The sequence below is a fragment of the Nonomuraea turkmeniaca genome (assembly GCF_005889735.1).
In the GTDB taxonomy this organism is placed as follows: Bacteria; Actinomycetota; Actinomycetes; order Streptosporangiales; family Streptosporangiaceae; genus Nonomuraea; species Nonomuraea turkmeniaca.
The window spans coordinates 21,776-36,254 of sequence record NZ_VCKY01000102.1; the positions used below are offsets into that span (position 1 = coordinate 21,776).

9 protein-coding genes are annotated in these 14,479 nt (G+C 70.5%); all 9 read right to left on the minus strand.

All coding sequences use genetic code 11. The features are described from left to right. Positions 1–10 precede the first annotated feature (10 nt). A complete protein-coding gene (locus ETD86_RS27530) occupies positions 11–3,754 on the minus strand; it encodes a glycosyl hydrolase (RefSeq protein WP_138669059.1) in 3,744 nt (1,247 codons plus the stop codon). After that, entirely contained in the window at positions 3,744–5,753 is a 2,010-nt protein-coding gene (locus ETD86_RS27535; protein WP_138669060.1) for a sialidase family protein, read from the minus strand. The genes ETD86_RS27530 and ETD86_RS27535 overlap by 11 nt, the downstream gene beginning before the upstream one ends. A 52-nt stretch (positions 5,754–5,805) precedes the next feature. Next, positions 5,806–7,758 (minus strand): sialidase family protein, encoded by a 1,953-nt coding sequence (locus tag ETD86_RS27540; RefSeq protein WP_170223303.1) that lies wholly within the window; start codon positions 7,756–7,758, stop codon positions 5,806–5,808. A 106-nt stretch (positions 7,759–7,864) separates the two neighbouring features. Continuing rightward, the gene (locus tag ETD86_RS27545; RefSeq protein WP_138669062.1) at positions 7,865–9,322 is read right to left on the minus strand and encodes a sulfatase-like hydrolase/transferase; all 1,458 of its coding nucleotides are present in this window, start codon (positions 9,320–9,322) and stop codon (positions 7,865–7,867) included. Continuing rightward, positions 9,322–10,254 (minus strand): dihydrodipicolinate synthase family protein, encoded by a 933-nt coding sequence (locus tag ETD86_RS27550; protein ID WP_138669063.1) that lies wholly within the window; start codon positions 10,252–10,254, stop codon positions 9,322–9,324. Before ETD86_RS27550 ends, ETD86_RS27545 begins: the two co-directional genes overlap by 1 nt. 30 nt (positions 10,255–10,284) lie before the next feature. After that, positions 10,285–11,841 (minus strand): ABC transporter substrate-binding protein, encoded by a 1,557-nt coding sequence (locus ETD86_RS27555; RefSeq protein WP_138669064.1) that lies wholly within the window; start codon positions 11,839–11,841, stop codon positions 10,285–10,287. Positions 11,842–11,876: 35 nt separating this feature from the next. Further along, entirely contained in the window at positions 11,877–12,824 is a 948-nt protein-coding gene (locus tag ETD86_RS27560) for an ABC transporter permease (protein ID WP_138669065.1), read from the minus strand. Then, positions 12,825–13,730 (minus strand): ABC transporter permease, encoded by a 906-nt coding sequence (locus ETD86_RS27565; protein ID WP_211370353.1) that lies wholly within the window; start codon positions 13,728–13,730, stop codon positions 12,825–12,827. Beyond that, positions 13,727–14,467, minus strand: coding sequence for an oligopeptide/dipeptide ABC transporter ATP-binding protein (locus ETD86_RS27570; protein ID WP_425465663.1), 741 nt, complete (start codon positions 14,465–14,467; stop codon positions 13,727–13,729). The genes ETD86_RS27565 and ETD86_RS27570 overlap by 4 nt, the downstream gene beginning before the upstream one ends. Between the last annotated feature and the right edge of the window lie 12 nt (positions 14,468–14,479).

The window sequence follows — 14,479 nt, forward strand, 5'->3', positions numbered from 1 at the left end:
CCTCCGTTTCTCAGGCGTCGGCGGAGTGGACAGCGAACTCGGCCAGCTGTGTGTTGTGACCCGGCTGGGTGGGGTAACGGCCTTCGGTGATGCGCAGCCGTACGTAGCGCGCCTCTGTCGGCGTGACCGCTGTGGTGGTCCCCGCATTCGGGGCGTCGTCCCTGACCGAAAGCACGGTCGTCCACCGCTCCCCGTCCAGAGACGTCTGCACGTCGTACGATCGCGGGGCCCAGTTGTCCCGGCCGCTCAACCCCACCGCACGTACCACCGTGGCCAGTCCGAGGTCGACGCCGATGAACTCCGGAGTCTCAGGTGTCGGTGCCTGCCCGGGCGTATGACCGCCGGACACCCAGTACGTCGCCGCCGAACCGTCCGTCAGGAACGAAGGCGGATGCTGGTATTGGTAACTCGACGCCCAGACGCGCGGGTACGGGCTACCCGTCGTGTTGACCGCCAGGTTGTCGGAGTGCCGAAGGGTGACGTGCGCCTGCCCGCGCGCACCGTTCGCCGCCACCGCGTCGATGACGAGGGTTGACGAGCCGGACTCGCGCCGACCGCTCAGGCGTACCAGCGCCGTCGCCGACGACCGTCCGGGAATCAGCAGGGCCGGCCGGTCCACCGTCGCCTCGACCCCGCCGTCGGTCGTCACGTCGACCGATACCGACACCGGTCTGGGTGAGTTGTTGGCGATGCGGACGCGTGCCTGGTTGGTGCCGCCGGCGGCCAGCGGCAGTTCCCGCTCGAGGGCCTCCACCGCCAGGGTCGGCTGCCGGGCCTCGCGCGGTGTCAGGCGTACCGGCCCTAGCAACCCGTAGTCCATGCGTGGCCGCCCGGCCGCCCCGGTACCGGGTGCGACCCGGACCGCGTTGACGAGGGTCGACGCCACGCGCACCGTCAGGGTGTTGTCACCGGCCCGCAGATGGCGGCCCACCTCGATGTGCCGGAGATCCTGCGGGCTCCGCGCCGGGATGCGGGTCCCGTTCAGCGTCACGGTGACGGTGTCGACGGCGGCTCCCAGATCCAGGTATGCCGTGCGGACCCCGCCCCACGAGTCGTCGAGGGTGAACGTCGAGGTGTACGTCCCGACCCCGGACACGTCGCCGAGGTCGACGTCGTATCCGTTCGCCGGCGTGATCGCCGACCACGGCGGCAGTGCTCCACGCTCACCGGCGACCGGTTCAACGGCCGGAAGAGTGGTCTTGGCGGTGTCACCGGGCAGCCCTGATTCACCCCGGCTCCAGCTCACTACCTGGAGAGTCCAATCGTCGAGAAGCACGGGGCCCAACCCGGCGTTTCTCGCGACGGTGGGACCGTGCTCTTCCCCGGCCGACCACCGGAACGTCTCGTCGTGCCGCGTCGACAACGCGATGACCGCGGTATCGGATGCCTCCAGGGCGACGTCGACGACCACACCGTGCGGTGTCTGCCGGTAGTCGGTGAGGGGGGTGATCTCGCCGGTCCAGGTGTCCAGCTTGTACGGTCGTCCCTCGCCGGTGAGCGTCAGCCGCTGTTCGGTCGCCCAGGACCGCTGGTTGAACAGGTAGTAGTAGTCGGTGGTGGCCTCGGAGCGACGCACACTCAACACGTCGGCGGACGGCGTGGTGGGCGCGGCGGCCGGGACTATCCCGAGCCGGGCGAGCAGGTCCGGCACTGCGGCGAGGTCGGCGACCCGGCGCACGCCGGGTCGCGCGACCAACTGGGCGATCAGGCGACGCAGCTCGGCATCCTGATTGGCCGCGTCGTGGAAGCCCGGCGTCGACGAGGGCAACTCACCGACGAAGACGACCGGCAGTCCGTCGCGTGCCAGCTCGAGCAACCGGCGCGCGGTGTCGACCGCCATCGTCTTCTGGTCCGCGAGGACGATCGCCCGGTATGCGCCGGCCGATGGGAACAGCCGCCCGTCCGACACCTTCGCCGAAGGCATCCGCAGGTGCGCCGGGCTGAGGTACTCGTAGGTGTAGCCACGTTCTGCCAGCGGCGAGTCGCTCTCCAGGAGCGTCCTCGGTCCGGTGAGCGTGGTGGCCGGCGATCGCAGGCCGAAGTCCTGCAGGTACAGGGCCACGTCGAAGGTCGGCTTGCCCTGCCGGAGCACCAGTTGCAGCCGGGCGAGGTGGTCGTTGATCGCCCGGTAGTCCGGCCAGTTGGGGGCGCCCTTGGCGCCCCATGCCTCGGAGAAGGAGGTGTTGCCCCCGTACGACATGCCCGGCCACACCGCCTGGTCGGACGTACCCTCTCCCTTGGTCAGGTACGGGTAGCCGTGCCACACCACCTGGGTCACGCCACCCGCGTATCCGCGGTACACCGAGCGCAGGTTGGCCGAGTTCTGCCAGCCTCCGGCGGTCGTCGCCCAGACGCTCGCCCGCGCCGCGCAACACTCGCTCGACACGACCGGGGTGCCGTTCAGATGCGCGCCGACCGACACCAGCCGGTAGGGCTCGATGTTGTCGAAGAACACCAGCGACTCGCCCTCGGGCACGTCGACATGGGTGGCCGCCTGCGGCGTGTCGATGGGTCCGCCGTACGCCTGGCTCCGCAGCGCCATACCGCGTTCGTTCGCCCATTGGCGCAACGGCACGAGCCGGGAGTCGATGTACAGGTCGTTCCAGGTCTGCCGGTAGTCGGTCCGGATGCGCGCGCCGCTGCCGTCGGTGAAGTCGAAGAAGGGTGCCGCGGTGAGGCCCGCGGATCCGGCGTCGGTGAGCGCCGGAAGTACCGAGATCGGCGAGTAGCCCCGCCGCCGCTCCCACTGGTCGGCGAAGTCCCACGTCCACTTCTGCGCGGTCCCGAGTTCGAGCGAGTCCTCGAAGAGGTCGACCCTGCCGACGGCACCGAGCGCCTCCCGCACCGGCGGGGTGAGGATCGACGAGTCGTAGAACTGCGTCGTCGCCCGGACTCCCTGTTCGCTGAGGTGGTCGAGGACGTAGTTCGGTGTGGTCGTGGTGAAGTTGTTGCGAAGCTGACCGTCACCGGTCTGGAAGAAGCCCATCAGCACATAGGTGTCGCCGGCGTCGCCCGGCACGTCGAGGCTCAGCGTGCCGTCGTCGCCGACGCTGCCGGTGAGGTCCCGCACGCTGTCGCGATGGAGCATCCGGGGTCCGCCGGCCTGGCGGTCGCAGGCCGCGTCCCCGCACCGGGCGAGCAGCACGGCGATCGGGGTGCGCCGCGCACCGCCGGGGGGTTGCGGGCGGTAGTTGGTCGGCAGGGGGCCGCCGTATCTCGTACCGCCCTTGACGAAGGCGTGCGAGAACACCAGCTGTTGCGACGCCCGTGGATCGTTGACATCGGTCACCGTGGGGACGATCGCCGGCCATCGTGGACTGATGGTGAAGTCCAGGGCCAGATCGAGCCGGCCGGCGGCCTCCAGCATGCTCTGGACCTTCTGTGCCCAGCGCGGCGAGCCCCAGCCGTACTCCGCCAGGAACTCGGGATCGGAGGCCCTCGGGCCGGTGGCGGTGGTCGTGGCGACCTCCGCGCCGCCGGCGCCGGCGGCCTTCATGTCGGCGAGCTCGGCGCGTAACTGCTCGTCCTGTGTGAAGGCCATCGGCATCCACCAGCGATACTTCGGACGCACCGTAGAGGGTGGATCGGCGAATGTCCCGGCGGTCAGCCTAGGCACGGATCCGGCGAGCACCGCCGGCGCCGACGCGGCGTGCGAGGGAGGCGGGGCAGTCGATGCGATGGCGAGAGGGGTGCCGGCGAGCGCCGCCGCGAGGAGCGGAACAGCGGCTACGCGGCAGCGACGCTCACCGAACATCACCGGACTCCGATCTGCCCGCGGGCACCAGGGCGTTCATCGGCAGGTGGGCGGTGAGGCCCCGGATGCGGTTGGTGTTAGTGGTGCGCAGCCAGGACATCTCGGTGTTGCTCAGCGCGCGATCGTAGACGCGGAACTCGTCCATGCTGCCGTGGAACCGGTCCGCCCCGTCCAGCCGCTGCCCCAGGTAGATGGGCGTGGGATCGTCGCCGCTGACCGACCCGGCGGCACCGGAGGCGGCGCTGACCTGGGCACCGTCCACGAACAACGCCACGGTGTCCGCCTGGCGACGCAGCACGACGTGGTGCCAGGCGCCATCGGCGTACGCGCCCTCGGAGGTGACGCCGGCCGACCCCGTGGCGGTGGTCACCGTGCCACGGATCCGGTTGTCGCCCGGTTCGGCACTCAGCTGCACCGCGGGTTCGCCGTTGAGGCCGTACGCCCAGACCAGTGCCTGGTCCTTGCTGGTGTCGCCGTACTTGATCCACGTCGACACGGTGAAGTCACCAGCACCCAGGACCGGCGTGGTCCGGAAGGGCAGCTGCGCCCGGCCCCGCTCCCCGTCGAAGCTGAACGCCCGGCCGTACCGGCCTGCGGTGGTGGTGACGCCGTCGAACACGAGCGCCGACCCGCCCGGCACGTCCGGAGTGGTGGACGGGGTGTGCAGGTCGCGGTCGTCGAGCCGGACGAAGGCGATCTCCGAGCGGTAGTCGGTGGCGCCGCGCTCGTAGAGCAGCCCGACATCGCCGCCCGGCAGTTTCACCATGTCGGCGTAGCCGCCGTAACAGGCGCATTCCTCCACTGTGGCGCTGCGGTCATTGGTTCCGTACACCTGGACGCCCTCGTCGGTCGAGTCGAGCGGGGTGTCGACGGACTGCCAGCTCAGCCCTTCGTCGAACGACGAGCGGATGGTCGGCCTGATCCTCGGCTCCGTGTTCACCGACGGCGCCATGGTGAGGATCCGGTTGTATGCGTCACCTTCGTCGGTGGCCACCAGCCGCAACGACGAGGACTGGATGTGCGGTGCCTCGAACCCGGGCCGCAGCGTGAAGTCGCTGTGGTACGTCGCCCCGCCGTCCTTGCTGATCGCCACCGCCCGGTGTGGGCGGACGTTCGGGTCGGCCTCCTCCTCGGGCGTGCCACCGGTCCAGTTCTGCCTGGCCCACACCATGATGTCGCCGTTGACGAGCTCCACCAGGCTGAGTTCCTGCGGGATCAGCTGGCGGTCGATGCCGTAGAAGGCGTTGGCGCCCCGGTGCCAGGTGACGCCGGCGTCATCGCTGTAGACCAGCATCGCGCCGGCCCCCTCGCCGGAGTTGTAGTTGACGCCCGCGATCAGCCGGCCGGCGTGCGCGCCGCGGGTGAGCTGGATGGCGTGCACCGGGCCGGTCGCGTAGTGGCTCCAGGACGGATCGTCCAACTCGGGCAGTGGGCGTGGAGCAGCCCACGTCAGTCCGTTGTCGTCGCTGTGCAGGACGTACGGGGTCCGCGGCGCGGTCCGGTGGTTGGTCCCGGGTTTGGTCGGATCCACCGGGTTGTGTGTTCCCAGCAGCACGATCCGGCCGTCCGGCGCGTCGACCGCCGGAGCACCCGGCAGCTGCCGGTACACCACCGGGCCGGGATTGCCGCGGGTCGCCGGCGCCACCGGGTCTCCGGGTTCGCCGCGCACCACGGTCTGCTCCGGCTGCCATTCACTGGCGCCTGGGGGCAGCCTGCGGACGACCGTCTCGATGTTGGACTTGTCCGCGCACGTGTGGAACCGGTGCTCGGCGAAGGCCAGCAGCGAGCCGTCCACCGCCCGGACGATCGACGGAATCCGGTAGCACCCGGACGGCACGTTCGGGCTGGAGAACAGCACGGTGGTCTTCGACTCGAACGGGTCGACCGTCGCCGCGGCGAGGTCCGCCGCCGCGGCCTGGACAGGTGTCAGCGCAGCCGCCATGCTGACTCCGAAGGCGATCAGCACTGCCCGGTACTTGGGTTTGCGATGAACGATCACCGTCGCCGCTCCTCTTTTGTCATGGCGATGAGGGTTCTGCTGGGGAAGAGGATCAGGCGCCGGGTGGGATGACGGCGTCCATCGGCAGGTGTGCGGTGCGGCCGGGAATGCCGTTGGCGTCGCCGGTGCGCAGCCGGGTCAGCTCGGCGGTGCTCAGCGCACGGTCGTAGATTCGGAACTCGTCCATGCTGCCGTGGAACCGGTTCGCCCCGTCGAGGCCCTGCCCGAGGTATATCGGTGCGGGGTCGTCGCCGGTGACGGCACCACCGGCCCCGGACGCGACCCCGGCCTGTGCACCGTCGACGAACAGGGTGACCGTGCCGCCCTGCCTGCGCAGCGCCACGTGATGCCACGCGCCGTCGGCGTAAGCGCCGGCGGACATGACGGCCACCGATCCGCCGGCGGCGTTCACCATGCCGCGGATACGGTCACTGCCCGGCTCGGCCCGCAACCACACCTTCGCCTCGCCGTCCTGGCCGTACGCCGAGAAGATGACCTGGTCCTTGGTGTCGTCGTCGTGCCTGACCCAGGTCGACACGGTGAAATCGCCCGAACCCAGCACCGGCGCGGTCCGGTACGGCACCTGCACCCGGCCCCGCTGCCCATCGAAGGCCAGCGCCTGGCCGTACACGCCGCGGGTGGTCGTGACACCCTCGAACACCAGCGCCGACCGGCCCGGCACGTCCGGAGTGGTGGACGGGGTGTGCAGGTCGCGGTCGTCGAGTACGACGAACGCGATCTCCGCACGGTAGTCGGTGGTCCCGGCGCAGGTCCGGGTGGACCAGCAACCGGACCTGGTCCGTTCGTAGAGCAGCCCGACATGGCCGTTGGGTAGTTCCACCATGTCCGAGTAACCGCCGTAGCAGGCGCAGTCCTCGACGGAGATGTCGCGGTTGTTGTCGCCCCACACCTGGACGCCTTCGTCGCTCGAGTGGGCGGGGGTGTCGACGGTCTGCCAGCTGAGGCCCTCGTCGAACGTCGAGCGGATGGTCATCCGGCTCCGCGGGTCCACGTTCACCGATGCCGCGGACGTGAGGATCCGGTTGTACCGGTCGCCTTCGTCGGTGGCCCGCAGCCGCAGTGCCGCCGACTGGACTGGCGGTGCCTCGAATCCGCGCAGCAGCGTGAAGCCACTGTCGTATGTCTGGCCGCCGTCCTTGCTGATGGCGTACGCCCGGTGCGGGCGGATGTCCGGGTCGGCCTCTTCCTCGTCGGTGCCGCCGCTCCAGTTCTGCCTGGCCCACACGAAAACGTCACCGTTGGCCTGTTCGACCAGGCTCATCTCCTGCGGGATCAGTTGCCGGCCCAGCGGATATTCCACCCGCGCGCCCCGCTGCCAGGTCACGCCGCCGTCATCGCTGTAGACGAGCATGGCACCGCGGACGCCCGGGGGGACATAGTTGACGCCTGCCACCAGCCGCCCGGCGTGGGCGCCGCGAGTGAGCTGGATGGCATGCACCGGACCTGTCGCGTAGTGACCCCAGGCCGGGTCGTCCAGCTCCTCCAGGGTGCGCGGCCGACTCCAGGTCACCCCGTTGTCGTCGCTGTACACCAGGTACGGGGTACGTGGGGCACCCCCGTGGCTCTGGCCGGGAGTGGCCGGGTCCACCGGGTTGTGCGTGCCCAGCAGCACGATCCGGCCGTCCGGGGCGCCGGCCGCCGGAGCGCCGGGCAGGTGCCGGTACACCACCGGCGCGGCGTTGCCGCGGGTCGCCGGCGCCTGCGGATTGTCAGGCTCGCCCCGCACGACCGTCTGCTCCGGCAGCCACTGTGTGGCCCCGGCCGGCAGCCGCCTGACCACCGTCTCGATGTTGGACTTGTCGGCGCAGCTGTTGAGCCGGTGCTCGGCGAAGGCCAGCAACGACCCGTCCACCGCCCGGACGATCGCCGGAATCCGGTGACACCCGGTCGGCACGTTCGGGTCGGAGAACACCACCGTTGTCTTCGCCCGGAACGGGTCGGCCGTCGTCTCGATGACGTCGGCCGCGACGGGTGCCGCCGTCATCGGCATCAACACCGCCGCCGCGCCGGCTAAAGCGGCCAACCTCGATACCCGGTGACGGAGTCTGCGATGAGTTGTCACGATCGTCGTTCCTCTCCTCATGAGGGGGTCACGAGTCGGTGCGGTGCTTGGCGACCGCGGACGCGAACAGCTCGTGCCGCGCGGCACGGTCGTCCTCGGTGGTGGTTCCGCGGTGCGGGGCGCTGAGGTCCAGATAGGTGGGTGGGGTCGCGTCGTAGAGCGCCCACCGCGTCACGGCCTCGCGCATCTGCCCGAGCGCATCACCGTACGCGGGGTCGTCGAGGAGGTCAGTCAGCTCGTGCGGGTCGGCGGCCAGGTCGAAGAAGGACTCTCCGGCCGTCTCGGACCACAGCAGCTTGTACCGCTCGGTACGGGCCATGCCCCCGGCGCCCAGCCGGCGGCGGGTCTCGGCGAAGACACAGTCGTGCCCGGCCGCCGGGTCGGTCAGGTCGCGACCGGGCAGCGGTGACGCCGGCTGCACGTCGCAGCTCGCCAGGATCGTCGGGGCGACGTCGACCAGCGAGACAAGCGCGCCGGCGACATCGCCGCGCCGCCGCCCGCCCGGAAACTTGACCAGCAGCGGCACTTTCACCACCGGGTCGTACATCGGCCCGTCCTTGAGGAGCAGGTGGTGGAAGCCGAGGTACTCGCCGTGGTCGGCGGTGAAGATGATCAGTGTGTCGTCGTAGAGCTCGCGCTCCCGCAGCAGGTCGACCATCAGGCCTACCTGGTGGTCCAGCTGCGTGATGGTGGCGTAGTAGTGCGCCATGACCCGTTGCAGCAGCGGCAGCGTCAGCGGTTCGTTGTCGAAGTACTCCCGTCGGTGCCGGCGGTCGCCTTCCGGAATCGTGTCCGTCCAGCCCGGTAACGGGGTCAGCGTCGCCGGGTCGTACAGGTCGTCCCAGCCCGCGGGCGGGTCGAACGGGTGGTGCGGCTTGATGAACGACACGTGCAGCAACTGACCGGTGCCGCCGGACCAGCCGGCCAGCACGGTCCGCGCCCGTTCGCCGATCCAGGTGGTGGAGTGCCACTGTTCCGGCAGGTTCGACCTTCCGCTGCCGAAGGTCTCCCAGTACGACCGGGGCGCCTGCGCGCGGAATTCCCGCTCCTGGTCGACGAGGTCGGTCACCGGCGCCAGCCCGGCCGCGGCCAGCTCCCGGTGGTAGTCGTCGTCGTACCGGCCGGGCCCGTCCTGCTCGGCGAGCTCCATGTGGTCGTAGCCGACGTCAAGGTAGGTCGGCGTGAAGTGCATCTTGCCGACCGCCGCCGTCCGGTACCCGGCCCGGCGTAACGCCCGTGGGAAGGTGTCGATGCCGGGCGCGAGCGTGCAACGGTTCGTCCAACCACCATGCTGGCGCACGTGCAGGCCGGACAGCAGCGAGTACCGGGATGGGGTGCAGACCGGGAACGGGCAGAACGCGTTGCGGTATCGGACGCCGTCGGCGGCCAGCCGGTCCAGGTTGGGGGTACGCACATCCGGGTTGCCGGCGACGCCTAGGCAGTCCGCCCGGAACTGGTCGGCCTGGATGACCAGAACATTGGGCATCAGTGGATCTCGTCGCCGAATCCGAGCCGGGTCACCTCGGCGCGTAACCCGGCCAGCTCATGCGAACCGGGCGACACCAGCGGCTGGCGGCACGGTCCACAGTCGACGGCGAACAAGGAGCCGAGCGCTTTGAAGCCGGCCAGCTCGCCACCGTACCGCCCGGCGATTTCGATGACCTGCTGCGCCTGGAGTTGGAGCCGTTGCGCGGCCGCCAGATCTCCTTTGGCGGCGTGGTCGAGCATCTGACGGAACAGCGGGCCGGCGAAGTTGTACACCGACCCGATGGCGGCCCGGGCCCCCCACTGCCAGGCGGCGAGCACCAGCTTGGCCACGCCGACGTAGATCTCCTGTTCCCCGCCCGCCAGGTGTAGGCAGCGTTGCAGGTCGACCATGTCGTTGTGGGCGAACTTGACTCCGGCGAAGGTCGGGATCCGCTCCCGCGCGGCCAGCAGAACGTCGCTGGCACGCAGGTTCACCCCGGTCGCCGAGGGGATGTGGTAGTAGGTGAACGGCAGCGTGGGGGCGGCGTCCGCGATGGCCGCGCAGGCATCGACCAGCGCGGCCACTGTGTTGGGACGATGGAAGTACGGGGCGACCGCGGAGATCGCCTTTACCCCCGACGACTCCGCGTGCGCCGCCAGTCGGCCGGCTTCGGTGACGCTCGCGTGTCCGACATGGACGAGGACGTCCAGCCGACCGGCCGCGACCTCGCACCACCGCTCGACCAGCGCCATCCGCTCGGCGGTGGACAGGGAGGCCCCCTCGCCGGCGGTGCCGCCGACGAACGCCGCCGGCGACCCCCACGCGACCAGCGCGTCCGCCTGCTTCGCGACGATGTCGAGGGCGAGTCCGCCAGCCTCGTCGAACGGGGTGAACACGGCGGTGAGCAGCGCCATGTCCGGTCCGTCGGTGCAGTAGCCCAAGCGGGTCATGCGGTTCCTTTCGATTGGCCGGCGGGCCGGTCAGGCCTTCGTGTTGATGAGGGTGACGAAGTCGCGGGGATCGGTGGCCAGGCCGGTGATGCGCTGGTCGAGCGCGAACAGCGACGGCTGGGTGGAGATCCCGATCGCCCAGGACTCCTCGGCGAGGACCTTGTTCAGCGCCGCGTACGCGGCCTTCTGGTCCTCCGGCGTGAGCGCGGAGCCGGCCGCGGCCACCGCCTCGACGTACGCGGGCGGCACCTTCTCGCGGAACGTCGTGTTCTCCTTGCCCGGCAGCATCTGCCGGCCCCGGGCGATCAGCGACGGGCTCTGCAGGTTGTTCGGCTGCGCGGCGACGGTGCACTGCAGTTTGCTGGCGAACAGCGCCTCGAGGTACGCGGCCTCCTCCTGCGGGGCGATCTCCAACTCGAACCCGATCTTCTTCAGGTCCGCCTGGATGATCTGCAACGCCTCCACGGAGGGGCTTCCTGAGGCCACGCCCGCGGTGGCCTTGCGCGCGCCGCCGGACCGCTCCAGCATCGCGGCCGCGGCGTCCAGGTCGAAGCCATGCGAGTCGAGATACGCCGGGTCGAACGCGGGCGACGGCGGCATGAACGCCGTGTAGATGGGGTCGCCGATGCCGAAGTTGACCTGCTTGATGATCCGCTCGCGGTCGATGGCCCGCGCCAGCGCCTGCCGCAGCAGCTTGTTGTCGAACGGCGGGATGGTGGCGTTCATGAAGAACAGGGTCATCCGGCCGCTGCCCTTCACCAGGGTGAACCGATCCTTCAGCCGCTCGGAGTGCCGGAATCCGATGTATGCGGCGCCGTCGACGGACCCCGACTCGAGCGCGGCCACCAACGCGTCCTCGTCGGTGAAGAACCGGTACTCGACTTCGTCGAGGTACGGCTTGCCCGCGTCGTAGAAGTCGGGGTTCTTCGTCAGCGTCAGGCGCTGGTTGCGCTGGAACTCCCCGAGCCGGAACGCCCCGGAGCCGGCGGGCTCGTGTTCCAGCTGCTTCGGAATGTTTTTGTCCGCCGGAATCAGCGGGAACGCGAACATCCAGTCGATGACGAGCGCCTCCGGGGTGGGTGCCTTGAAGTCGACGCGTACGGTGCGATCGTCGACCGCGGTCGCCGCGGCGATGAACGCGGACGGCTGCGCGAGGGTGAACGCGGTATCGGGGTTCTGCGCCCGCTTGATACCGGCGACGACATCCGCTGCGCTGACCGCCGCACCGGAGTGGAATTTCGCCTCCCGCAGGGTGAGGGTGACCGACGCGTGGTCGGCGGCGAACTCCCACTTCTCGGCGCCGGCGGGGATGGCCTTGTACGTGCCGTCGGTCGGGTAGTCGACCAGGTACGTGTAGAAGGCATGGATGTGGATGTCGGTGTTGGTGAGGTACGGGTCGAACTGCATGATCTTCGTCGTACCGAGCGTGAGCTTGCCGGCGCCGGCGCCACCGCTGGTGCCGGCATCGCTGCCGGAACCGCAGGCGCCCAGCAGCGGCGCGGCGGCGAGCGCGCCGGTGACCGCCAGGCCGGTCCGTAGTAGCGCGCGGCGGGAAATGAGGCGGGACTGTCGCGGAGAAATGCTCATGGTGGTGCCCTCTGAGGTGGAGTGGGGGGTGGAGGTCAGGTGAGCCGGATACGCGGATCTAGGACGCCGTAGGCCACGTCCACCAGGAGATTCAGCAGCAGGAACGTGGCGACGACGAACAGCACCCCGCCCTGTACCAGGGCGTAGTCGCGTTCCCCGATAGCGGTGTAGAGCAGCCGCCCGAGTCCGGGGTAGTTGAAGACGGCCTCGATGACGACGGTGCCGCCGAGAAAGCTGCCGAGCTGGAGCCCGACGATGGTGACGGTCGGCAGTGCGGCGTTCCGCACGGCGTGCCGGCGGATCACGTCCCGTTCCGGCACGCCCTTGGCGCGGGCGGTACGGATGTAGTCCTTGCCCATCACCTCGCCCAGTGAGTTGGCGAGGAACCGGGCGGTGACGCTGGAGGTGTGCACGGCGATGGCGGACGCCGGCAGGATCGTGCTGGTCAGCGCGGCACCTGGGTCCTGCCACAGCGGCACGAAATCGCTGGAGGCGGGCAGCCACCGCAGCTGCACGGCGAGCACGATGATGAGCAGCAGACCGAGCCAGAACGCCGGCACCGCCAGGCCCACCGTGAGGTAGCCCTGCAGGACCCGGCCGACGGCCGAGTACGGCCGCAACGCCACCACGATGCCGACCGGCACCGCGATGAGCAGCGTCAGCACCAGGGTGAACCCGGCCAGCTGCACCGTCGCCGGGATCCGGTCCATCAGCTCCGTGAGCACCGGCTGGCCCGAGTAGTACGACGCGCCGAGGTCACCGGTGACCGCGTGGCCGATCCAGATCCCGTACTGCGCCAGGAAAGGCTGATCCAGCCCCATCCGGGCTCGGGTAGCGGCCAACTCGGCGTCGGTCGCGTCTGAGCCGATCAACACCGTGGCCGGGTCGCCGGGCAGCAGGAGTACGAACGCCCACACCGCGACCGAGCCGAGCAGCAGCACCACCGCGAACTGCATCAGACGGCGAACCAGGTAGCCGTACATCTACACCGCTCCTCTGCCGATGCCGCGCGCCGCGCGCGGCCCGCCGCCACCGACCGCAAGCTGCAGGCCACGCCCGATCCGTTCCAGGAAGAACACGGTGGCGGCCAGGCAGATCCCCGGGAACAGTCCGTAGGTCGGACTCTGGTACAGGTACGAACGGGCGTCCTGGAGCATGCCGCCCCACGATGGCGCCGGCGGCGGGGTGCCGAGCCCGAGGAAGCTCAGCCCCGCTTCGATCACGACCGCCATCGACGCGGTGATGACGAACTGCACCATGACCGGACCGAGCACGTTCGGCAGTACGGTGCGGGTCATCGTGTCCGGCGTGCTCGCGCCCATCCCACGGGCCGCCAGCACGAAGTCGCGCTCGCGCACCTCCAGGGTCGCCACCCGGGTCAGCCGGGCGAACTCCGGTATCGCACCGATCCCGATCGCCAGGATCAGGTTGAGCCGGCCCGGCCCCAGCACCGCGATGATGACCAGCGCGAGCAGGATCCCGGGCACCGCCAGCAGCAGGTCGACCACCCGCATCGCGACCGCGTCTGCCCACCGCCCCAGGTACCCGGCGACAAGCCCCAGCGGGACCCCGATTCCCGCGCCGACCGCGGCGGCACCAGCCGCGACGAGCAGCGAGCCGCGAGCGCCGTGGATCATCCGGGAGACGATGTCCCGGCCGAGCTGGTCGGTGCCGAGCCAGTACGTCCCGGACGGGCCGAGCAAGGGCTCGCCGCCCTGCGCGGCCGGGTCGAACGGCGCGACGATCGGCGCGAGCAGCGCCATCACCGCGAGCGTGGCCAGCCCGACCGCACCGACGACGGCGGACCGGGAGCGGGCGAACCGGCGCGCCGCCGCCATCCGTCGCCGTTGGGGCGCAACCGCCGGGGCGCCGGCGGATGGCGCGCTCACGCGCCCACCTGCGGGACCAGATCGGGAACTTCGTCGGCGAAGTGGCAGGCCGTGTGCCCGCCGGCGACGGAACGGAGCAAGGGTTCCTCCTCGGCACAGCGGGCCGCCGCGATCGGGCACCGGGTACGGAAGCNGCACCCCGACGGCGGGTTCACCGGACTGGGGACGTCACCGCCCAGCGGCACCCGGCGCCGGGTCTCGCGGCCGACCGGATCCGGAACCGGTACCGACGCCAGCAGCGAACGGGTGTAGGGGTGGCGCGGGTCGTCGTACACCCGGGTCACCGACCCGGACTCGACGATCTTCCCGAGGTACATGACCGCGACCTGGTCGGCGACCTGGCGGATCACCGAAAGATCGTGGCTGACGAACAGGTATGCCATCCCGGATTCCCGCTGCAGGTCCGCCAGCAGGTTCAGCACCTGCGCCTGCACCGACACGTCCAGGGCGGACACCGGCTCGTCGAGGATCAGCAGCCGGGGCCGGGATGCCAAGGCCCGCGCGATCGCCACCCGCTGGCGCTGGCCGCCGGAGAACTCCGCCGGGAACCGATCGACGTGCTCCGGCCGCAGGCCCACGCGGCTGAACAGCTCGCGCACCTCTTCCCGGCGCCGCGCGCGGGGAAGGCGCTGCAGCCGCAGCGGCTCGGCCACGTTGTCACCGACGGTCAGGCGCGGATTCAGCGAGGCGTACGGATCCTGGAAGACCATCTGCGCGCGCCGCCGGATCCGCCGCAGGCCGGCCCGGCC